Here is a 22,110-nt window from a genome sequence, read left to right as displayed (position 1 = left end):
CGGCGCGCCGCGGCCGCGTAGAATGGCCGCCATATCCACGTCCACATTCATGACCCACGTCCACGGCGGCGCTCGGGATCGGAAACCAGGCATCATGAGCATCCTCGTCATCGAAGACGACCCGAAAACCGGCGACTACCTGAAGAAAGGCCTGCGCGAAAGCGGCTACGCGGTCGATCTTGCGCGCACCGGCACCGATGGGCTGCACATGGCGCTCGAGCACGCGTATGACCTCGTGGTGCTGGACGTGATGCTGCCCGGCATCGACGGTTGGGAAATCATGCGTGCGCTGCGAGCGCGGCGCGATCTGCCGGTCATTTTTCTGACCGCGCGCGATCACGTCAGCGACCGCATTCGCGGCCTCGAACTCGGCGCCGACGATTACCTCGTCAAGCCTTTCTCATTCACCGAGCTGGTGCTGCGCATCCGCACGCTGTTGCGCCGCGGCGTGATCCGCGAGAGCGATGTGTTCGAGATCGCCGACCTCAAGCTCGACGTGCTGCGCCGCAAGGTGACGCGCGAAGGCGTCGAGATTCCGCTGACCAATAAGGAATTCATGCTGTTGCATCTGCTGGTGCGCCGGCAGGGCGAGGCGTTGTCGCGTACGCAGATCGCCTCGGAAGTGTGGGATATGAACTTCGACAGCGACACCAATGTGGTCGACGTGGCGATCAAACGGCTGCGCGCGAAGATCGATCATCCGTTTGAAAAGAAGCTGATTCATACGGTGCGCAGCATCGGCTACACCTTCGGCGACGGCGCATGAAAACGTGGACCGAACGCTCGTTGACGGCTCGCACCACGGTGCTGTTCGCCTTGATCGCGTGCGTGGTGATCGGCACATTGGGCATGTATTTCTACCATTCCGCCGAGCTGTCGTTGCAGCGCCGCGCGGACGTGGTGCTCACCGGCCGTGTCGAGCATTTCAGCCGCATCGTGCACGATCTCTATTCGGTCAGCGAATTGAAGAGCCGGCCTTTGCTGTTCGAGAGCATGCTCGGCGCGGAGCAAGACGTGCTGCTGTTTCGCCGTCCGGGTGAAGCGCCGTTCGTCGACGTGAACCCCGGCAATGTCGCGGTGCCTGCCCTGCAGGCCGGCACGGCGGACCATTTGCCGACGCTCTCGGACATCCGCCAGACCATGCTGCCGGACGGTGTGCCGGTTCATTGGGCGATCGCTACCGTCAAAGCGCGTGAGGATGGCAGCGAAGTCGAAGTGATTGCCGCGCATCCAATGACCCAGGAAGTGCGGATGCTGGCCGCCTACCGCAATCGCATCGTGCTGGCCACGCTGACCGGCATGCTGGCTGCCACGTTGCTCGCCTATTACGTGCTGCGCCGCGCGTTGCGGCCGGTGCGCGAGATCGCCTCGCGCGCGGCGCAGATCAGTCCGGCGAGTTTGTCGGTGCGGCTCGACAGCGAGGCCGCGCCGGTCGAATTACGCCAGCTCACGCACGCCTTCAACGCCATGCTCGACCGTCTTGCCGACGGTTACCAGCGCCTCTCGCAGTTCTCCGCCGATCTGGCGCATGAAATTCGCACGCCGGTAGGTGCCTTGATCGGCCAGACCCAGGTGACGCTCGCTAAACCGCGCGATGCCGAGGAGTATCAGCAACTGCTCGAATCGAATCTCGAGGAGCTGAGCCGTTTGAGCCACATCGCGGAGAACATTCTGTTCCTCGCGCACGCGGACCATGCGGCGCTGTCCATCGATCGTGAGCCGGTCGATCTGCGCGACGAACTCGTCAGGATCGCAGACTATTTCGAAGGTCCCGCCGATGAACGCGGCATGCGCTTTACCGTCGAGGCTCAGGGCGTGGCGTCGGCCAATCCGATGCTATGCCGGCGGGCGATCAACAATCTCGTCGTCAATGCGGTGCGATACGGCGCGGGCGATACGGTGGTGCGCTTGAGCGGCGCACAGGACGAGCAGGGCGCGACCGTGGTGGTGGAAAACGACGGTGCGCCGATTCCTGGCGAGCAACTGGACCGTCTGTTCGATCGTTTCTACCGGGGAGACGCGGCGCGTAGCGCGTTCACCGAATCGAGCGGGCTGGGACTCGCGATCGTCAAGGCGATCATGCATCTGCACGGCGGCACGGCGCGCGTGGTGTGTCCGGTTCCGGGCGTGGTGCGCTTCGAATTGCGCTTTCCAGGCGCTTAGACGGCTGTCTGCGTGGCTGAGGTTGTGTCCGGCGTGTGGCAACACACGCAAAGCTTGTTGCCATCAGGATCGCGAAAGTACGCGCCGTAGTAGTCCGCGTGATAGTGCGGCCGCAAACCCGGTGCCCCTTCGCAGGCGCCGCCTTGAGCGAGCGCCGCAGCATGCGTGCGATCGACCGTGGCACGGTCCGTGGCCAGCAGGGCCAACATCTGGCCGTTGCCGACGGTGGGAGCACGGCCGTCGTGGGGCCTGCTGATCACGAACAGCGGCCGCGGTGCGTCTGCCGGCATCCAGCCAGCCCAGCACGCATCTTCATCGCGGAACTTGAGCCGCAGTCCTAGCGTTTCCATCAGCACGCCATAAAAGCCGAACGCGCGCTCGAAATCCGTAATGCCGACGAATACGTGGGAAAGCATCAGTGTCGCTCCTCACTTGTGTTGCAGGCCGACCCAGGCCGACCCAGGCCGACCCAGGCCGGCCGGATGCGTCAAACCTTCTTCAGATACTCCGCCTTCAGCATGAAGTTGCCTGCGTCCATCTTGCAGTCCACTTCGTGATCGCCGCCGACCAGACGAATGCTTTTCACCTTGGTGCCCATTTTCAACGTGATCGACGAGCCTTTCACTTTCAGGTCCTTGATCAGCACCACGGCGTCGCCGTCGGCCAGCGGGTTGCCGTTGGCGTCCTTGACGACGCGCTCGTCAGCCTCGTCAGCACTTGCGGCAGCGGTCATCGGCCACTCGTGCGCGCAATCCGGGCAGACGTAATTCTCGCCGTCCGGGTAGGTATTTTCCATTGCACATTGCGGGCAGGCGGGAATCGTCGACATGATTTTCTTTCCAGGCCGCGGCGCACCGCGGATAACTTCAGGGCCGGGGAGTATAGCGGACGCGCACCGGGCCGCCAGCATCCGGCACGCCGGATACTGTTGCAGCGCAAACCGGTAATACCGATACCGGGATGATCGCGCAACTGGTTGCGGCAGCGCACGACAGATACGATGAAACACCTCATCCTAACCGTCGGGACAACCGCTATGAAACGCTTCCACATTGCTTTGGCCGTTACGAGCCTCGAGGCTTCAATCGACGATTACAGCGCCCGTCTCGGCCAGCCGCCCACGGCCGTGGTGCCGGGCCGTTACGCGATGTGGCGAACCGAGCTGCTCAACTTTTCGATCAACGAGATGCCGGGTAAGGGTGGGCAGCTTCGGCACGTCGGCTTCGAGGATGACTCAGTAGAAGGCTACTCGAGCAGCAAGGACGTGAACGGCCTCGAGTGGGAGCTGTTTTCGGCGGAAGAGCAGGATCGGCGGATCGTCAGCACTTACGGCGAGGCGGTGCGGACCGACAAAGGCTGACGCGCCTTTCCGCTCCGGCCCGAGCCTGGGTGATGCACGGCCAGGCGTCAGTCCTCCGGCGCGTCCGCAGCCGGACGGTTCGCGTAGTGCGCGCGCTTTTCCTCATACATCAGCAGATCGGCGCGTTGCACACCGGCTTCGAGACGGTCGCCGCGCTGGCACGTCGCCGCACCCATCGAAAGACTCAGCAGAGCGCCCGGATAAAACTGGTTGTTCAGATCGACCAGTTGCCGGATCGCATCGACCATCGCGGCGCCGCCACGCTCGTCGGTGTCCGGCATCAGGATCGCAAACTCGTCGCCGCCGATGCGCGCCGCGTGAGAAGGCGAGTCCGTCGCTTTGGCGAGGACTTCGCCGGCCCGCCGTAACAGCGCGTCGCCGGCCGCGTGGCCGAGCTGGTCGTTCACGCGTTTGAGGCCGTTCAGATCGGCCATGATGATCGTCACCGGCCACGGACCTTTGCGTTCCAGCCGGTTCAGTTCATCTACGTAAAAGGAGCGGTTGCGCAGTTTGGTCAGCACGTCATGCTTGCCGAGGAACTCCAGATACGCTTCGGCCTTCTTGCGCGCCGTGATGTCGGTGAGGGCCACCAGCACCAGATCCCAATTCTTTTCATGACCCGGCAGTACGGAGAACTGCAGGTGCACGTGCACCTCGTTGCCGTCGAGCGAATAGTTGAGCACTTCGCGTTGTTGGAACAGCTTGCCGTCCCATAGATCGATCAACTGCTCGCGGAAATGCGGTCGCATATCGTCGCGGAAGACGTCGGGCAGGCGCGCCAGCAGTGTTTTCTTGTCTTTTGCCACGAACATGTCGAGCGTGTGCTGGTTCACGTCGAGCACGTGGATTTCCTGCATACAGCGCTCGACAAACTCGGGATGCACGTCAGTAAACACGCGGAAATCGCTGATGCCGGCGGAGCGCGCGTCGTCGAGCAGACGCTTGACCGCGCTGAAATCTTCCACCCACAACGAGACCGGCGAATATTCGAACAGGCCGCGCACATACTGTTCGGCAAGCGTCACGCGATGCCGCGCGCCTTCGAGTTCGGTAATGTCTTCGACCGATACGAGCACGCGGTCCCAGCGGTCCTCATGGCCGGGCAGCACGGCGCCCTTGAGCAGCACGTCGAGGCGGCGCCCGCCGAGCGTGTAGTTGACCGTCTGGCTCGTGAAATGCACCTGGCCGGCCCATAACTGGCATAACTCCTCGAGGTGAGTCTTGAGCATGTCGTCGCGGAATACGGAGGCGAGATTGCTGGTGAGCGCGTCGAAATCGGCGGCCTCGAATTGCGTCAGCGTTTTCTGGTTGACCTTGATGACGCGGATGCTATGCGCGCATTCGGCGACAAGGGCCGGATATTCGGCGAAATGGGCACGCAGATCGGTCACGCCTTCTGCCCGCCATCTGTCGAATAGCGCGCGTACGCCGCTGAAGTCTTCGAGCCAGAGCGAGACAGGCGCGAGTTCGAACATTTCGGAATCGTCGTTGGCGGGCGCTGAGCCGCGTCGGAGGGTGTCCTGCATGAGATTCCCGTGGTCGGAGTTCCGGCTATTCTAAAGCGGCTTGGATTCGGCTCAAAAGAAAGACGCATGGTGCATATTTTTCGTGCCGGTCCATTCACGAAGATAACGGCGTGGTTCGCGGGGACTTTAGGCCGCGCGACGGCCGGTTCGCAACAGGGTCTTTTGCTTATGACCGCCCGTGATTGCCCGCCAGCAGGGCCACGGGCGGCTTGTTACACTCACTCGTCGTGTTTTCCGTCCCTCATCGTTTAAGAAAAAGCGCCCCCATGAAGCCATCCCTGCTGGTTCTGATCTCCTTGAAAGACGCAAGCCGCGCCAGCGTCGAGACTGCTTTCGACGTCGTCTATGCACCCGATGCCATTCAGCGGGCCGCCGCGATCGCAGCGCATGGCGAGACGATCCGCGCCGTGCTGACCAACGGCACAACCGGGCTGACGGCCGCAGAAATCGATCGGATGCCGCAGCTCGAGTTTGTCAGCGCGCTCGGCGCCGGTTACGAAAACCTCGCTGTCGACCATGCCCGTTCGCGCGACATCGTGCTCGTCAACGGCGCGGGCACCAACGATGACTGCGTGGCCGATCACGCGTTCGCCTTGCTGCTTGCGGTGGTGCGCGACGTGCCGCAACTCGATCAGGCCACCCGCAAGGGCGCCTGGCGCGACACGTTGCCGATGCACCCGAACGTGTCCGGCAAGCGGCTCGGCATTGTCGGGCTCGGCAATATCGGCGAGAAGGTCGCGCGGCGTGGCGCCGGGTTCGATATGGAAATTGGTTACCACAACCGCAAACCGCGTGAAGGCTCGCCGCTGCGCTATTTCGACAGCGTGCAGGGTCTGGCGCATTGGTGCGACTTTCTGGTGGTCGCGACGCCCGGCGGCGCCGGTACCCGTCATCTGATTAACAAGGCGGTGCTGGACGCACTCGGTCCGGACGGTTTCGTGGTCAACGTCTCGCGCGGCAGTGTGGTGGATACCGCTGCTTTAGCGGATGCGCTTGCCACCGGCGCGATCGCCGGCGCGGGTCTGGACGTCTATGAAAGCGAGCCGCATCCGCCCGAAGCCTTGCTGACGCTGCGTAACGTGGTCCTGACGCCGCATGTGGGTGGCCGCTCGCCGGAGGCAATCACGGCTTCGGTCGACAATTTCCTGGCTAATGCGGCGCGCCACTTTGCTGGTGAGGCGGTGTTGACGCCGATCTGACATTTGAAGGCGAACTGAAACCATCAGCTCAGCGGATAGTTTCTCTCGTAAATCGCGATTTCCCTTGTAGGCTCGTGGCGAATAGGATGGTCGGTATCGAACCCACATCGCTTCGACACAGCCGGAGCCGCGACGGAGATCCCGCATGGAACACCACGCCCGCACGCAGGACGAACGGCTCGAGATCAAGACGACCACCTGCTACATGTGCGCCTGCCGCTGCGGCATCCGCGTGCATCTGCGTGAAGGCGAGGTGCGCTATATCGACGGCAACCCCGAGCATCCGCTGAACCAGGGGGTGATCTGTGCGAAGGGCGCCTCGGGCATCATGAAGCAGTACTCGCCCGCGCGCCTGACCCAGCCGTTGATGCGCAAGGCGGGCGCGGAGCGGGGCAGTGCGCAGTTCGAGCCGGTGTCGTGGGAGGTTGCGTTCGACGTGCTCGAAAAGCGCCTCGCTACGATTCGCGCCACCGATCCGAAGAAATTCGCGCTGTTTACTGGCCGCGACCAGATGCAGGCGCTTACCGGCCTCTTCGCCAAACAGTTCGGCACGCCTAATTACGCGGCGCATGGCGGCTTCTGCTCGGCCAACATGGCAGCCGGGATGATCTATACGATCGGCGGCTCGTTCTGGGAGTTCGGCGGCCCCGATCTCGACAGTGCCAAACTTTTCTTCATGATCGGCACGGCGGAAGATCATCATTCGAATCCGCTCAAGATCGCCATTTCGAAGTTCAAGCGCGCGGGTGGGCGCTTCATCGCAATCAATCCGATCCGTACCGGCTATGCGGCGATTGCCGACGAATGGGTGCCCATTAAACCCGGCACCGATGGCGCGTTGTTCATGGCGTTTCTGCACGAACTGATCGCGGCCGACGCCTGGGATCACGAGTTCGTGCAGCGTTATACGAACGCGGCGGAGCTTGTCGATCTCGACGAAGCCAGCGAAAACTTCGGCCTGTTCGTGCGCGATCCTGAGCGGCCAGTCGGCAATCCGCTGTTTCCGCAGAACCATCTCTGGTGGGACGCCGCGGCCGCGCGCGCTGTGCCGCATCATGCACCCGGTGTGACACCCGCGCTCGACGGCCGCTATACGCTCGCGGACGGCACGCCGGTCACGCCGTCGTTTGCTTTGCTGCGCGAACGCGTGGCCGACTGCACACCGGAGTGGGCCGCTGAGATCACCGGCATTGCCGCGGACACGATTCGCCGCCTCGCGGGCGAAATGATCCAGACCAGCCGTGATCACCGGATCACGCTGCCGATCCAATGGACCGACGCGTGGGGTGAGACGCACGAGACCGTCACCGGCAATCCGGTCGCTTTTCACGCGATGCGCGGGCTGGCCGCGCATTCCAACGGCTTCCAGTCGATCCGCGCGCTGGCGGTGCTGATGTCGTTGCTGGGCACGATTGACTGCCCCGGCGGCTTTCGTCATAAGTCGCCGTTTCCTCGCGCGGTGCCGCCATCGGCGAAACCACCGAACAGTCCGGATGCCGTCAAGCCGAACACGCCGCTTGCCACCGGTCCGCTCGGCTGGCCCGCCGCGCCCGAAGATCTGTTCATCGACGAACACGGCGGCCCGGTCCGCATCGACAAGGCCTTCTCCTGGGAATATCCGCTTGCTGTGCACGGCGTGATGCATAGCGTGATCGCCAACGCATGGCGCGGCGACCCCTATCCCATCGACACGCTGCTGATTTTCATGGCCAACATGGCCTGGAATTCGTCGATGAACACGATGAAGGTGCGCGAGATGCTCGCCGACAAGCACGCGAACGGCGAGTACAAGATTCCGTTTCTCGTGGTGTGCGACGCGTTCCAGTCGGAGATGACGGCATTCGCCGATCTGATCCTGCCGGACACGACCTATCTCGAGCGGCATGACGCGATGTCGATGCTCGACCGGCCGATCTCCGAATTCGACGGTCCGGTGGATTCCGTGCGCGTGCCGGTCGTGCCGCCAACGGGTCAATGCAAGCCGTTTCAGGAAGTGCTGATCGAACTCGCTTCGCGCCTCAAGTTTCCCGCTTTCACGACGGCCGAAGGCACGCGCCGCTTTCGCGACTATCCCGACTTCATCATCAATCACACTACGACGCCTGATTCCGGCGTGGGCTTTCTGATCGGCTGGCGCGGCAAGGACGGCGACAAGGCGCTGGTGGGCGAGCCGAATCCGCAGCAGTGGGAACAGTACGCAAAGAACAACTGCGTGTTCCATTACCGCTTGCCGGAGACGCTCCAATACATGCGCAACTGCAACGGGCCGTATCTCGACTGGGCGGTGAAAAACGGCTTCCGTAAATTCAACGAGCCGATCCTGATCCAGTTGTACTCCGACGTCATGCAGAAGTTCAGGCTCGCTGCGCAAGGCCGCAGGAGCGGCAGGCAACCGCCCGAGCACCTGCGGGCGCGGGTCGAAAAGTATTTTGATCCGCTGCCGTTCTGGTATGCGCCGCTCGAAAGCGATTCGACCGATCTCACGCGTTTTCCGCTGGCCGCGGTGACGCAACGGCCCATGGCGATGTACCACTCGTGGGATTCGCAGAATGCGTGGTTGCGGCAGATTCATGGTGAGAACTATCTCTACATGAATCCGCTGATGGCGGCCGAAAACGGCATTGCCGACGGCAGCTGGATCTATGCCGAATCGCAATGGGGCCGCGTGCGCTGCATGGCGCGCTTTAGCGAGACCGTCGAGCCGGGGACGGTGTGGACCTGGAATGCGATCGGCAAGGCATCGGGCGCATGGAACCTCGGCGCGGGGGCGAACGAATCGCAGCGCGGCTTCCTGCTCAATCACCTCATCACCGACGAGTTGCCCGGTCGCGACGAAGCCGCCGCGCGTCTCTCGAATTCGGACCCGGTGACAGGCCAGGCCGCGTGGTACGACGTGCGCGTGCGCGTCTATCCGGCAGAAGCGGACGCGCGTCATACGCTGCCGCAGTTCGGTGCGATGCCCGCGTTGCCGGGATCGAACGGGGTGATATCGCGGGTCGTGCAGACCTATTTCGCGGGGCGCGGCGAATTCGCGGCACGGTTGCGTGGTGCGGTGGGACGCAAGTGATGCAGGTTTCGCACGCGAGCAATGTGAAACCCGGGCACCGCAGAACGGCGGGCGGCGCGCGAATAACGCAGTAAAGCAGCAAGGAGCCTTTAATGACTCAGATGGCGTTAGTGATCGACCTGAACGTGTGCGTGGGATGCCAGGCTTGCGTGACGAGCTGCAAGGAGTGGAATACGTCGGGCGAGTCGGGCAGTCTCGCCGATCTGAATCCGTACGACGCCGATCCGTCTGGCACCTTCTTCAATCGCGTGCAGAGCTTCGAAGCCGGCAGCTACCCGAACGCCGACACGATCCACTTCCCGAAGTCGTGCCTGCACTGCGAGGACCCGCCGTGTGTGCCGGTGTGTCCGACCGGCGCCAGCTACAAGCGCAAGGAAGACGGGCTCGTGCTGGTTGATTTTGACAAGTGCATCGGCTGCAAATACTGCGCGTGGGCGTGTCCGTACGGTGCGCGCGAACTCGACGAAGCGCGCAAGGAGATGACCAAGTGCACGCTATGCGTCGATCGCATTCACGATGAAAACCTCTCCGAACGCGACCGGCAACCCGCGTGCGTGCTCGCGTGCCCGACCTCCGCGCGACTGTTCGGCGATATCCACGATCCGGAGTCGGTGGTGTCGAAGGCAATCGAGGAACGGGGCGGCTATCAGTTGATGCCTGAGTGGAACACCAAACCGGCGAACCACTATTTGCCGCGCATCACGACGTCGGCATCGGGTTGCGGCAGCGGCGCATGCTCGTGCAAAGACACAGGTATGGCCCTGGAAGCGCCCGAATCGCTCGAATCACTTGATGCGCAACTCGAACACGGCCAACTGCATCTTGCGTCGATGGCGACGCGTATCTAAAGGACCTCGCGATGAATCCGGCTTTTTCGGTGGTTTTTCTCACGACGTTGAGCGGCGCGGCACAGGGGCTGCTAATCGCGCTCGTCGGTGTGGAGACGGCCGCGCATCTGGGACTCGTCACGGCGCCCGCGGATGTGTTCTATGTCACCGGCGCGGGCGTGTCGGTCGTGTTGGGTGTCCTCGGGCTGATCGCCTCGTTCTTCCATCTCGGGCATCCGGAGCGTGCATGGCGCGCGGTCGCGATGTGGCGGACGTCGTGGTTGTCGCGTGAGTGTCTGTGCTTGCCGGCGTTTCTCGCCTGCGCGTTTTTCTACGGCGTCGCGCACGGGTTCGGCTCACCGTGGTCACTCGCGATAGGTTGGCTCGGGGTGCTGGCAAGCGCCGCGCTGTTCGTCTGCTCGGCGATGATCTACGCATGCCTGCGCTTCCTGCAGGAATGGGCCACGCCGCTTACGCTGGTCAACTTCGTGCTGCTCGGTTGCGCGTCCGGCTTCACACTGGCAACGGCGCTGAGCGCGTGGTTCGCACCCGCGCTGACAGTGGGGCTCGCGATCTGTGCCTGCGTGCTGACACTCGCGGGCTGCGCGAGCCGTTCGGCATCGCTCGTGCGCAACGCGCGCTTACGGCCGAAGTCCACCGTGCAGAGCGCGACGGGTATCCAGAATCCGAAGCTCGTTCAGGTCTCGCGCGGCTTCACCGCGGGCGCGTTCAATCTGCGCGAGTTCTTTCACGGCAAATCAGCGGGGACGCTGCGTGGCGTCAAATGGGGGTTCCTCGCCACCGCGTTTGCCGTGCCAGTTGTGCTGATGGCGCTGGGCGCGGGCCTGCATCCAATTGGTGTCTCGCTCGGCTTGCTGGCCGCCGCCTGTCTGGTGCAATACGCCGGACTCGTGGCGGAACGCTGGTTCTTCTTCGCCGAAGCGAAGCATCCGCAGAATCTGTATTACGCGAGAGTCGGGTGACGCGTGGGTTGGCGCGGCCGTTCGATACCGGCGGCCGCGTCTGCGTTGCGGCTAGCTGTCATTCACCCGCACGCGCCGACTTCACCACACGCGGTACAGAAGTCGCACCCATCTTTGCGAATCACGGCATTCGCTCCACACGAGCCGCATTTTCGGCCGAGCATGGTGTGCAACCCTTGCATACCGCCGGGTTGCATCAAGGCTGCTTCGTCAGCCTCGCCAGGCGGCGGACGGATACCGAAATCCGCTGGCAACGCCGTCTCGGCTTTCATCTGCCCGCGCGGCAAACGCGCCAGCATGCGCGAGGGCACCTGATTGCCTTCCGCGTCGAGAAAACCGCGGCGGTGCAGAATCTGCTGGATCGCAAAGGCGAGCGCCGCCACTTCGGAATCGTGCCAGCGCGGCGTGCGATGACCGTCGAGACGTTGCACTTCGCCGAGCCGCACCTGCCCGCGATCCCATGACACCTTGCGCATATCCTGCAGGTTGCGCGCGACAAAGCCGCCGCGTGCCGCGAGCGACAGCGAACGCATCGTCGCCGTGATCCATTGCTGCGATTCGTCGCGCTGCCCGGTCGGAATGAAGAACTCGATGGGGCGTTCAATCGTGACTTCTTCACCGCCCAGCCGTCCCGTCACTTCGATGAACGACACCGCCACGTAAAGCGACTTTTTGCCGGCTTGCGTCAGGTATTCGACCTTTTCGATGATCGCCGGCAATTCACCCTTGGGCCGGTGATCGATCGCGATCCGCAGCGGGTCCTGATCGGTTTCGGCCAGCGTGTCATCCGCTTGCGGCGGGCTTACGCTCAGCACCGCGCCGAGTGTCTCATTCGGGCGGTACGTGGCGAGCCCTTTCAGACCGTTTTTCCAGGCGTCGAAGTAGAGGCTTTCGAACGCTTCGAACGGATAGTCCGCCGGCACGTTCACCGTCTTCGAGATCGACGTGTCCACGTATGGCTGCACGGCGGCCATCATGTCGAGGTGGTCGCGTGCCGACATTTCCAGTGCGCTGACGAAGTAGTCGGGCAGGTTTTTCACGTCGCCGCCGAGCTCGCGATAAAGGCGATACGCGTAGTCTTCGACATCGAACGACTCGCGGCCGCCGTCTGCCATCACCTTCACGCGCGTGTAGGTCCACGAGAAGGCCGGTTCGATGCCGTTCGACGCGTTGTCGGCGAATGCGAGACTGACAGTGCCCGTTGGCGCGATCGACAGCAAATGACTGTTGCGGATGCCGTCCTGGCGTATCGCATCCTTGATGTCGTCGGGCAGGCGCGAGGCGAAGGTGCCCGTTTCCAGATAGCGTCCGGCGTCGAACAATTCAAACGCGCCGCGCTCGCGCGCCAGTTCCACTGACGCCCGATAGGCCTCGTCGCGCATCAGCTGGGCGATGCGCACCGCGAAGTCGCGGCCTTCCTGCGAGTTGTAGCGCAGACCGAGCATCACCAACGTATCGCCGAGGCCGGTGAAGCCCACGCCGATGCGCCGCTTGGCACGCGACTCGTCATATTGCTGCTGCAGTGGCCATAGCGTGACGTCGAGCACGTCGTCGAGAAAGCGCACCTGGACGCGGGTGCGTTTGGCGAGACCGTCCCAGTCGAACGAAGGCTTGCGGCCTTTCATTTGCGCGAACGGATCGACCACGAAGCGCGTGAGGTTCAACGGTCCGAGGTTGCAACAGCCGTAAGCCGGCAGGGGTTGTTCGCCGCACGGATTGGTGGCGCGGATGGTTTCGACGGCGCGTAGATTGTTGTCCTCGTTCATGCGCGAGATGAACACGATGCCGGGCTCGGCGACGTCGTATGTGGAGCGCATGATGCGGTCCCAGATCTCGCGTGCCGGCCTTTCGCTATAGACCCACAGGCCGTCCTCGCGTTGCCGCACATCGCCGGCCGCGCGCAGCGCCGGCGACGGCTCGCCGCGGTGCACGAGCTGCCAGGGCTGATCTTCTTCGACGGCGCGCATGAATTCGTCCGTGACGCCTACTGACACATTGAAGTTGTTCCAGCGGCCTTTCGAATGCTTCGCCTCGATGAACTCGATCAGATCGGGGTGATTGCAGTCGAGCACGGCCATTTGCGCGCCACGCCGCGAGCCGGCGCTTTCCACCGTCCGGCACGAGGCGTCGAACACGTCCATATAGCTGCACGGTCCGGACGCCGACGAACTGGTGCTATGAACCCGGGCACCCTTGGGCCGGATCGCGGAGAAGTTGTAGCCGACGCCACCGCCTCGGCGCATCGTTTCGGCGGCTTGCAACAGCGCTACGTAGATGCCGGGCAGGCCCTGTTCGTCGACACCCTGAATCGCGTCGCCGACCGGCTGCACGAAGCAGTTGATGAGCGTGGCGGCGATGCCCGTGCCCGCTGCGCTCATGATGCGCCCGGCGCCGAGCGCGCCGTGCCGCAGGTTGTCGGCAAAGAGCGCTTCCACCGACTCGCGCAGGGCTTCTGGCTCCGCCTGAGCGACGCCGCGAGCGACGCGTTTGAACACGTCGTCGGCCGATTGTTCGTCGCCTTTGGCGTATTTCTCGAGCAGGACGTCCAGAGAGAATTGTTGCGGTGCAACTAGCGGGGCGGGAGAAACCGCTGCGGCGCGGGGTTCGTGCGTGTCTTCTGCCATGGTGTCGCCTCTCGTTTGCCGCGAGACGGGCTGCGGCGCGTTCGAATGGGATGCGGGGCATTCATTTGACGCTGCGCGTCTGACAGGCGTGGTGGCCTGGCGCATCGGGGATCACCTTAACGCACGTGGCCAAGCGCCGCAATCGGGCTTTTGGGGGCGGGACTGCAGAGTGGGCCAATGCCACCGGCCTTCAGCAGCGGCCATGATAGACATATAGGCAGTGAGTTGACGAGCGGCGCCGGGCGTGTCGAAGAGCGGCTGAAAAAGCGGACAGCGCAGCGGAGAGCCAGCGCCAATGAATCACGAAGGGCGCGCCTACGACGGCAGGGGCAGTGAGCTTACCGCAGCCACGTGTCGCCGAGGCAAAAAACTTCAGGCTTCAACCAGTTCGCCCAACACCTCAGCACAAATCATTGCAGAAGCATTCGAAGGCGCCGGCCGTTCGGCCGGTTTGAACACCGCATCGCCGCGGCGAATCTTGCGCCGTGTCACGGCGCACGTTCCCGACGTATGCGCTGAGCGCCGCCGCCAACGCTGCTCGCCGTAATGACAGCGCCCCGGTTCGACCCAGCGGATCACCAGCGTGGTGTCGGAGCGTTCGAGAATTTCGATGCGTACGCCATTGGTTCCGTCAAGGGGGATGGACTCTAAGGTCATCATCGTCGGCTCCGTATTGTGGTGTGCCGAATGTAGTCCCGCGCGCGGCGGATAGCCATTGTGCCGCGGTTGAAACACTGTTCTCGAAACAGCAACAATGAAACTTGACATTCGCGCTTACCCGAAACGACGGGGCTTTGCGGGATGTATGCGAGGTGAATTTGCGATAGCGTGGATTTTTGCAACGCAGTGTTGTACGCAGTGCGACGAGCATGCCGCCTGCGAAGGGCGCCGGTGCTTCCTTTAAGATGTGGTTATTGATGAGCAACCGTGCGACGCAAGTGTAGCGGGTTTGCATTTTTCTGGTCGTCACGCGCGCATATCCACAAGATCTCAAGAGCCCACATGATTTCACGCCCCCCCGTAGCACCGCCCGAATCGCCGACACCGCCTGATTGCCTGAAAAAGCAGAAAGCGGCTTCACTCGTCCTGTATATCGCGCTCGTGTTGCTGGCGCTGTGGGTCGTGCGCGATTTCATTGCGGTGGCGGCTTGGGCAGGTGTCATTGCGATCGCGCTGTGGCCGCTTTTGCAAAAGGCGGAGGGCAGCCGCTGGTTCACGGGCCGTACGACGCTGATCGCCGCGACGCTAACCCTTGCGATCGCATTGCTGGTGGTGCTGCCGGTCGGCATCGGCATTGCCCAGGCGCTACGCGAAGCCCATGACCTGAATGAGTGGTTCAAGGCCGCGCAGGAAAACGGTATTCCGATGCCGGCCATCATCGAGCGCCTGCCGCTCGGCGTGCAACAGATTTCATCCTGGTGGCAAGCAAATCTCGCTCAGCCACTGCGCGACTCGGCGGCAATGAAGGGGCTGCACAGCACCACGGTGATGACACTCGGCCGCCACTTCGGCGCGCGCGCCGCGCACGGCGTGATGGTATTCGCGTTCATGCTGATCACGCTGTTCGTGATCTTTCAGGCGGGGCCGCGTCTGTCCGGCTCGTTGTTGAAAGGCGCGCGGCGCGGCTTCGGCGACGACGGCGCGCAGTTGCTCGAGCGCATGGCCGCGGCAGTACGCGGGACGGTGTCGGGGCTGGTGGTGGTCGGGCTCGGCGAGGGCGTGCTGATGGGCGTCGCCTATTTTGTGACGGGCTTGCCGCACGTCGCGCTGCTCGCGTTCGTCACGGCGATCGCCGCGATGCTGCCGTTCTGCGCGCCGCTCACGTTTGGCCTTGCGGCCCTGTGGCTGTTCTCGCAAGGCTCGGTTGCCGGTGCCATCGGGCTTGCGGTGTTTGGCTCGGTTGTGGTGTTCGTCGCCGAGCATTTCGTGCGGCCGGTGCTGATCGGCAACTCGACGCGATTGCCTTTCCTGCTCGTGCTGTTCGGCATTCTCGGCGGGGCGGAGACGTTCGGTCTGCTTGGCCTCTTCATCGGGCCCGCGCTCATGACCGTCCTGGTGGTGCTGTGGACGGACCTCGTGCAATAGTTGCACGCAATGTTCGGCGCAATCACGATTGCTGATTTGCCGGCTTATTTTTCCTGATTACTTTTCCTGATCGCGCGCCGACTGTTTGACGCAGCCCAGCGTGTATTTCAGCGCGGCAGGCAGCAGCGCGCTCCAGACATCCCAGGTGTGGCCGCCGTCGATGATGCGCAGCGCCGCCGGATTCCCCGTCAGCCGAAGGTGCGTGTAAAGCGATGACGCATCGGCCTGGATCGCCAGGTCGTCGTCGCCGGCGGCGATGAACATCGGCAGGCGATACGGCTGGCTCATGTACCGCTCCCATTGCGCGGGATAGTTGAGCGCATGCCAGACATGCGGATCGAACTGCCGGTCGCCGAACACGCCGACGCGGCGCGCCGCCGAAGCGAGCGGCGGCTCGTTCGCATAGATCGCGGGGCTTAGCAGGAGCGCACCGCAAAAGTGCTCGGGTTGCGTCATGGCGTAGCGCAACGCGCCGAAACCGCCCATTGATACGCCGCCGATCATCCGCCCGCTACGCTGCGTCGCGACCGCGTAGCGCGTTTCGATCTCGGGCAGCAGATCGCCAAAAAACGCCGTTTCCATCTTCTCCTTGCGATCGACATACCAGTCCGTGCCGCCTTGCGGCATCACGATCGCGACCGGTGGCATCTCCTTGTGCTCGATCAGCGCGTCGGCGGTGGATTGCAGATGGCCCTGCGTGAGCCAGTCGTTGGCGTCGCCGTTGTTGCCATGCAGGAGGTAGAGCACGGGAATGCGTGCGGCGTCGTGACGATAGCCGGTGGGCAGATAGATCGTGTACGCCCAGTCGCGGCCGAGCGCTTCGGAATGGAAGCTTCGGCTGATGACGGTGCTGGCGCTCGCCGGCGCGCCGACAGCGGCGCATAGCGCGAGGAGTGCGGAATGTAGGAATAGACGCATGTCAGAGTAAGAGGCCGCCGCGCAGATCGCGCGCGGCCGTCATGCTATCAGGATCGGCAGTGAAAAATTGACAAGCGGCAGCGGGGTAAGCGACGCCGCGGTAATTCGTCAGGCACGCAAGCGGCAAGCGGCAACACAGCAAAAGCTCGCGCGTGCATGCGCACGCCGCTCACTCAGGTCGACGTTCTGAGACGCAAGCTCCACAGGTGCGTCACGAAGCGCTTGAGTGGCTCAGATGCCCTAGCGACGGCGAATAGCGCGCCCACCGCACATGCATCCGCTACCAGCCCGAGGGGATAGTTCAGATAGCCGTCAGTCGCGGCATACAGCACCGAATCGACGACTAGCGAAATCACGGCGCCCGCGATAAAGCACAGCAGCCCTTTGCGCCCGATCATGCCAACCCACGGCATCCATTGAGCGAGCTTCCTTGCCCAGCCGAGCTGGATCAGGTTCGCGACGAGCCAGGCAATCGCCAGAAAATTGACCGCGCGCAGATAGGAAAGATTTTGCTTGAAGCTGGCATCGAGCGGCTCGCGTTCAATAAAGAGCTTGTAATAGGCCGCGGCGGCGACCACCGCGAACGCCAGCACACTGACCAGCCAGCCGAGACGGTGCGTGCTGATCCGCTGATAAACCGGTTGGCAACGTGCCAGCACGCCGAGCACGAACAGCAATTGCCAGGCAAACGGGTTGAAATCCCAGTGCATGTCCGGAGCGGCGGGCAGGTACGCGTCGATCGCCGGTGCACCTGCCCACAGTGCGACGCTGCCGGCCAGCAGCAACCACGGCTTGCTGCGTGCGAGCGGCAGGATCATTGGCACCAGCAGTGCGAAGAACGCGTACATCGGCAGCACGGAAGCGAGATATGGCTGACGGCGGAACAGCAGAATGTCGCGCAGGGCGGCCACGGGGGTGTCCATCAGATCGTCGAGATCCGTGGTGGCGAGATTCGGGCCGTCGATACTGAACGCGGTCAGCACCGCGCTGACCAGCAACATCAAGCCTGCGGTGATGAGGAAGGCGCGATAGATTTCGAGCGAGCGGCGCAGGAAGCGGCTGCGCGCGGTCGCCTCGTTACGCCGTTCGGCAAGCGCCGCGTAGGCCGTCGCGGTGGCGAAGCCGCCGAGGAACACGAAGACTTCAGCCGCATCGCACAGCGCATAGGCATGCAGCGTGACGCGCGACAGAATGCTGCCGCCGATGTGATCGACGACGATGATCAGGAGGACCAGCCCGCGAAAAAAATCGAGCTCGATCAAGCGGGATTGCGACTTTTGCATTGTGTGGTGCCAAAAGCAGCCCCGTGCGACGGCGCGCTAGTCCAGCGCGGCAGGCGTCTCACAAAGCTTTTTGAAATTGGATCAGGTGTTGCGGCGGGCGGCGGACCGGTGGATGCGCGACCTGCGGGGCGGCCATCCGTGTCGCCGCTTGAACCGGCCATGCGAGGCGCGGCTGCAGAGGCCAGTAAAAATGACCCGTTTGAGGGCGCAGAGTTCCGCTGCAGCGCCGCAAAAGCTTTCGATTATATTTCCTTCCATGACAAAACCGCTTCGAAACGCGCAAAGCCGGCGCGGCTAATCCGGCAGCCAGCTTAAGTCCCGGCGGCGCGGCGCCGTTTACCTGAATAAGCGCTGCGAAAAAAGGGGCCGCCCCAGGCAGTGGAGATTTCGCAACGTTTTGAGATATGCGCGCGACACCTGATGGACGGCGACGTAACGGCGTGTGAGGATTTCCTCAAAGCGCGTCGGGGTCGCTAAACGCCTCGAGAAGCGTCAATAAGAAAGCGGTCGGATCGAGTTGTCCCATTGCTCGAGCTCAGGGAGATCTTCATGAACAAGCAAGTGTTCGCGCTGGCTGTCTCCACCGCTTTGTCCGCCACTTCGTTAGCGATTTTCTCCCTGCCTGCTTTTGCCCAGACAAGTGTCACGCTGTACGGCGTGCTCGATGAAGGCATCAACTACACCAACAATGTCGGCCGCGGCCATGTCTATGAACTCGCGAGCGGCTATGCGCAAGGCAGCCGCTGGGGTTTGAAGGGCGCCGAGGAACTGGGCGGCGGCCTGAAGGCGATCTTCCAGCTTGAAAACGGCTTCGACGTCAGCTCCGGGCGGCTTAACCAGGGCGGCCGGATGTTCGGTCGCCAGGCGTTCGTCGGCCTGAGCTCGGAGCCATACGGCACCTTGACGTTCGGCCGCCAGTACGACTCGGTGGTCGACTATCTGGCGCAGACCACGGCCAACGGCAACTGGGCCGGTTCACTGTTCTCGCACCCGTACGATAACGACAACACCGACAACTCATTCCGCCTCGACAACAGCGTCAAGTACACCAGCCCGTCGATCTCGGGCTTCCAGTTCGGCGGCGTCTACAGCTTCAGCAACGACACCGGCTTCGCCAACAATCGCGCGTACAGTGTCGGCGGACAGTACACCTATGGCGGACTGCTGGTGGCTGCGGCCTATCTGCAGGCCGACAACCCCGGCAACGGCTCAAACGGCGCGATCACCGCGAACGACGCCAGTTTCATCGCCGCCCGCATGCGCGTGTTCGGCGGCGGCATCACTTATACCTTCGGCCCGGCCACTGCCGGCTTCGTGTACACCAACTCGAATTATCTTGACCCGACCGGCAACGGCTATCTCGGCGTGACGCCGCTCGTGCCGCCGGGCGTGTTGTTGAACTCGCTGAAGTATCAGAACTTTGAGGTGAACGGCAAGTATCAGATTTCGCCGATGCTGTTCGTCGGCGCGCAGTACGTCTACACGATGGAAACCTACGATGCCTCGAGCGGCGGCGTGAAGCCGAAGATTCATTCGTTCGGCTTGATGGCGGACTACAACCTGTCCAAGCGCACCGATGTGTACATTCAGGGCGAATATCAGCAGGTAACCGGCGACGCTACCTATTCGATTCTGGACGATGCCTTCACGCCCGGCACGCAGTCGCCGTCATCGACGTCGAAGCAGGTCGTGGTGCGCGCGGCGATACGGCATAAGTTCTAGGGGTGGCAGGGCGTGCCGGTGGTGGACTGAATGATAACTGCAGAGCCCGATGCGATGGATATTGCCTTCCCGTGTGACGGGAGATTAATTCATCACGTAGTTCTGAATCAGAATCCCGATAACCACGCCGGCAGGAATGCCGAAGGTTCTGCCGCGAATAGTCGCGCTCAGATCTTCATCGAGTACGAAGCTGCAGCGGCGTTCACGCCAGACGGTCTTATAAGCCAATGGTTTTGCATCGACGATAACGATTGAAATGAGCGCGGTCAGGATGACCTGTTCCAAAGCATGCAGTTTCGCGATAAACGGCGAAAATTCACCGGCATTGCACAGCAATACCATTACGACTGCAGCGATCAGGGTGCCGAAAAAGAAGCCGCCCATAAATCTGTTCGCTGAATTAAGAGAATCCACTTAAAAACCTCAAATCATTCGCCGGCTTTATGAAGCTGACGAAGTAAAAAATATATTGACGGAATGAGTTGTCCGTTTAAAGACCGGCCTCGCAATGACTGCGAGGCACGTTTTAAAAGGACCCGTAAGGATATTTTTTTGATGTTCTCCGACATATCATCCTTTTCCCAAAGTCGCGTGGAATTAGTCTGAAATGCCAGGCTCGTGGCGAAGCCACTGACAGAACAACCATAGCGGAAGCAGGGCGCTCGCGACATTCCGCGCAAGCGCCCATGCGCGCTGCCGTCGATATCGCCGAACGACCTGCGAGTCGATGCTTACGCGCCGAACAGATTCAACTTTGCGTACTGCAACAGCATGATCGTCTTCCCGTCGACGATATCGCCACGCTCGACCATCGCCAGCGCGTCGTGTACTGGCAGTTCCAGCACCTCGATATCTTCGCCCTCGTCGGCAATGCCGCCACCCGCGCCGACTTTCGCCACCGCATCATATTCAGCGACGAAAAAGTGCAGCTTTTCCGTCACCGAACCTGGGCTCATGAAGGCTTCGAATACTTTGCGCACTTGATGCACGCGGTAGCCGGTTTCCTCTTCGACTTCAGCGCGAATCCGTTCTTCGGGCGAAGCTGCCTCCAGCAGACCCGCCGGCGCCTCGATCAGCATGCCGTGATGACCGTTGACGAACGCCGGCAGGCGGAATTGCCGCGTCAACACCACCGTGCGGCGGCGCAGGTCGTATAGCAGTAGCGTCGCGCCGTTGCCGCGGTCGTAGGTTTCTCGGCTCTGGCGTTGCCAACTGCCGTCCGCGCGTTGGTAGTCGAAGGTGGTTTTCTTCAGCAGGTACCAGTCGTCCGATAGCACTTTCACGTCGACGATTCGCACCCGCCCGGCGATTTCGTTCATGGCTCGCATCCTGTCCTGTTCGGAAACGCGGTCTGCACCGCATGCAATTCATGGTATCGTGCAATATCATGCAAAAACAAGAAATTTCGTGCAGTTTGCCAAAATGCTTTCAGGACGGCCGCCTTGCTCACATCGCAAAGAAAACAGTTGATCCTGGAAGCGCTCAAGCGCGACGGCCAGGTGATCGCCAGGACCTTGAGCGTCGAGTTCGACGTCTCGGAGGACACCATCCGCCGCGATCTGCGCGAACTCGCCGCCGAGGGGCAGCTTCAGCGCGTACATGGCGGCGCCTTGCCGGCGTCGCCGGCGGCGGTGGATTTTGCCGGGCGCGAGCGCATCGAGTCGGCATCGAAAGCGGCGATCGGCCGGGCGGCGGCGGGCATGATCGCGCGCGGGCAGATTGCGTTCATCGACGGCGGCACGACGGCCGTGCAACTGGCGCGTCACTTGCCGCGCGACTTGCGGGCGACAATCGTCACCCACAGCCCGAGCATTGCCGTCGAACTGGCGGAGCACGCGGAGCTCGAGGTCATCATGATAGGTGGGCGCCTGTTCCGGCATTCAATGGTCAACGTTGGCGCGGCGGCCATCGAATCGCTCAGCCACATTCGCGCCGACTTCTATTTCATGGGCGTCACCGGTGTGCATCCGCAAGCGGGCCTGAGCACCGGCGATATGGAGGAGGCCTACGTGAAACGCGCGCTTGCGGAACATGCGGCTGAAACGGTGGTGCTGGCGTCGGCGGAGAAACTCAATGCGGCGTCGGCGTACAAGATCGCGGACGTGTCGGCGGCTAGCACGATCGTCGTCGAGCGCAACACGCCAGAGGTGCTTACCGTGCCGTTCGAAGCATTGGGGATCACGATCCTGCGCGCTTAGTTAAGTACGTTTTAGTCAGGTACGCTCGCGCCAAAATAGCGGCCATCGCCGATTCGCGACAGATAACAAAAGGCGTAATAAACCCGCTGTTATAGCGATTCATACCCAATCCGTTATTTGCGAGATAGCTGACAAAAAATGACGCACCGTGTGTC

Annotated in this window: 19 protein-coding genes; 10 read left to right on the top strand and 9 right to left on the bottom strand. The window is 62.4% G+C overall.

Annotation, left to right across the window (positions count from 1 at the left end; all coding sequences use genetic code 11):
• Window positions 1-94: 94 nt before the first annotated feature.
• Both PQQ86_RS30405 and PQQ86_RS30400 read left to right on the top strand, forming a co-directional pair.
• A complete protein-coding gene (locus tag PQQ86_RS30405; protein WP_093638501.1) occupies window positions 95-766 on the top strand; it encodes a heavy metal response regulator transcription factor in 672 nt (223 codons plus the stop codon).
• Entirely contained in the window at window positions 763-2,163 is a 1,401-nt protein-coding gene (locus tag PQQ86_RS30400; protein ID WP_408275484.1) for a heavy metal sensor histidine kinase, read from the top strand. The genes PQQ86_RS30405 and PQQ86_RS30400 overlap by 4 nt, the downstream gene beginning before the upstream one ends.
• Here PQQ86_RS30400 and PQQ86_RS30395 read toward each other — a convergent pair.
• Together PQQ86_RS30395 and PQQ86_RS30390 are read right to left on the bottom strand one after the other, a co-directional pair.
• Window positions 2,160-2,579: a VOC family protein gene (locus PQQ86_RS30395; RefSeq protein WP_408275482.1), complete on the bottom strand. Its 420-nt coding sequence runs from the start codon at window positions 2,577-2,579 to the stop codon at window positions 2,160-2,162. The two genes, PQQ86_RS30400 and PQQ86_RS30395, sit on opposite strands and share 4 nt — an antisense overlap.
• A gap of 71 nt (window positions 2,580-2,650) precedes the next feature.
• A complete protein-coding gene (locus PQQ86_RS30390) occupies window positions 2,651-2,992 on the bottom strand; it encodes a zinc ribbon domain-containing protein YjdM (protein WP_074287721.1) in 342 nt (113 codons plus the stop codon).
• A gap of 207 nt (window positions 2,993-3,199) precedes the next feature.
• Between PQQ86_RS30390 and PQQ86_RS30385 the strand changes: the two genes are divergently transcribed.
• Window positions 3,200-3,523, top strand: a complete 324-nt coding sequence (locus tag PQQ86_RS30385; RefSeq protein WP_408275479.1) for a VOC family protein — start codon at window positions 3,200-3,202, stop codon at window positions 3,521-3,523.
• Window positions 3,524-3,570: 47 nt separating this feature from the next.
• On the opposite strand, the gene PQQ86_RS30380 is transcribed toward PQQ86_RS30385, so the two are convergent.
• Window positions 3,571-5,049: a sensor domain-containing diguanylate cyclase gene (locus tag PQQ86_RS30380; protein ID WP_408275477.1), complete on the bottom strand. Its 1,479-nt coding sequence runs from the start codon at window positions 5,047-5,049 to the stop codon at window positions 3,571-3,573.
• A 266-nt stretch (window positions 5,050-5,315) separates the two neighbouring features.
• On the opposite strand from PQQ86_RS30380, the gene PQQ86_RS30375 reads away from it, so the two are divergent.
• The 4 genes from PQQ86_RS30375 (at window position 5,316) to PQQ86_RS30360 (ending at window position 11,125) form a co-directional block, all read left to right on the top strand.
• Window positions 5,316-6,248, top strand: coding sequence for a 2-hydroxyacid dehydrogenase (locus PQQ86_RS30375; RefSeq protein ID WP_408275474.1), 933 nt, complete (start codon window positions 5,316-5,318; stop codon window positions 6,246-6,248).
• A gap of 145 nt (window positions 6,249-6,393) precedes the next feature.
• On the top strand, window positions 6,394-9,315 hold the full coding sequence (locus PQQ86_RS30370) for a molybdopterin-dependent oxidoreductase (protein WP_408275472.1): 2,922 nt from the start codon (window positions 6,394-6,396) through the stop codon (window positions 9,313-9,315).
• Between the two features lie 92 nt (window positions 9,316-9,407).
• Window positions 9,408-10,163 (top strand): 4Fe-4S dicluster domain-containing protein, encoded by a 756-nt coding sequence (locus PQQ86_RS30365; protein ID WP_097396828.1) that lies wholly within the window; start codon window positions 9,408-9,410, stop codon window positions 10,161-10,163.
• An 11-nt stretch (window positions 10,164-10,174) separates the two neighbouring features.
• Window positions 10,175-11,125: a dimethyl sulfoxide reductase anchor subunit family protein gene (locus PQQ86_RS30360; protein ID WP_408275469.1), complete on the top strand. Its 951-nt coding sequence runs from the start codon at window positions 10,175-10,177 to the stop codon at window positions 11,123-11,125.
• Between the two features lie 62 nt (window positions 11,126-11,187).
• Here the strand turns inward: PQQ86_RS30360 and PQQ86_RS30355 are convergent, their stop codons facing one another.
• Together PQQ86_RS30355 and PQQ86_RS30350 are read right to left on the bottom strand one after the other, a co-directional pair.
• The gene (locus PQQ86_RS30355; protein WP_408275466.1) at window positions 11,188-13,749 is read right to left on the bottom strand and encodes an adenosylcobalamin-dependent ribonucleoside-diphosphate reductase; all 2,562 of its coding nucleotides are present in this window, start codon (window positions 13,747-13,749) and stop codon (window positions 11,188-11,190) included.
• A 372-nt stretch (window positions 13,750-14,121) separates the two neighbouring features.
• Complete coding sequence (locus tag PQQ86_RS30350; protein WP_028197253.1) at window positions 14,122-14,406, bottom strand: DUF3331 domain-containing protein; 285 nt, start codon at window positions 14,404-14,406, stop codon at window positions 14,122-14,124.
• Between the two features lie 345 nt (window positions 14,407-14,751).
• Between PQQ86_RS30350 and PQQ86_RS30345 the strand changes: the two genes are divergently transcribed.
• Window positions 14,752-15,834 carry an AI-2E family transporter gene (locus PQQ86_RS30345; protein WP_408275463.1) on the top strand — a complete coding sequence of 361 codons (1,083 nt, stop codon included), beginning with the start codon at window positions 14,752-14,754 and terminating at the stop codon, window positions 15,832-15,834.
• Between the two features lie 57 nt (window positions 15,835-15,891).
• On the opposite strand, the gene PQQ86_RS30340 is transcribed toward PQQ86_RS30345, so the two are convergent.
• Window positions 15,892-16,752, bottom strand: a complete 861-nt coding sequence (locus PQQ86_RS30340; RefSeq protein WP_408275461.1) for an alpha/beta hydrolase — start codon at window positions 16,750-16,752, stop codon at window positions 15,892-15,894.
• A 173-nt stretch (window positions 16,753-16,925) separates the two neighbouring features.
• Window positions 16,926-18,035, bottom strand: coding sequence for an OpgC domain-containing protein (locus tag PQQ86_RS30335; RefSeq protein ID WP_408275459.1), 1,110 nt, complete (start codon window positions 18,033-18,035; stop codon window positions 16,926-16,928).
• A 549-nt stretch (window positions 18,036-18,584) separates the two neighbouring features.
• Between PQQ86_RS30335 and PQQ86_RS30330 the strand changes: the two genes are divergently transcribed.
• Window positions 18,585-19,757, top strand: a complete 1,173-nt coding sequence (locus PQQ86_RS30330) for a porin (RefSeq protein WP_408275456.1) — start codon at window positions 18,585-18,587, stop codon at window positions 19,755-19,757.
• Between the two features lie 84 nt (window positions 19,758-19,841).
• Here the strand turns inward: PQQ86_RS30330 and PQQ86_RS30325 are convergent, their stop codons facing one another.
• Both PQQ86_RS30325 and PQQ86_RS30320 read right to left on the bottom strand, forming a co-directional pair.
• A complete protein-coding gene (locus tag PQQ86_RS30325; protein ID WP_408275454.1) occupies window positions 19,842-20,171 on the bottom strand; it encodes a hypothetical protein in 330 nt (109 codons plus the stop codon).
• 317 nt (window positions 20,172-20,488) lie between these two features.
• On the bottom strand, window positions 20,489-21,076 hold the full coding sequence (locus tag PQQ86_RS30320; RefSeq protein ID WP_408275452.1) for an NUDIX domain-containing protein: 588 nt from the start codon (window positions 21,074-21,076) through the stop codon (window positions 20,489-20,491).
• A 123-nt stretch (window positions 21,077-21,199) separates the two neighbouring features.
• On the opposite strand from PQQ86_RS30320, the gene PQQ86_RS30315 reads away from it, so the two are divergent.
• Window positions 21,200-21,955, top strand: a complete 756-nt coding sequence (locus tag PQQ86_RS30315) for a DeoR/GlpR family DNA-binding transcription regulator (RefSeq protein WP_408275449.1) — start codon at window positions 21,200-21,202, stop codon at window positions 21,953-21,955.
• Window positions 21,956-22,110 lie beyond the last annotated feature (155 nt).

Origin of the sequence: Paraburkholderia sediminicola (genome assembly GCF_046026675.1) — a bacterium.
GTDB lineage: Bacteria > Pseudomonadota > Gammaproteobacteria > Burkholderiales > Burkholderiaceae > Paraburkholderia > Paraburkholderia sediminicola_F.
Note: the sequence above shows the minus strand (reverse complement) of the source record. Positions and strands in the feature narration are given on the sequence as shown.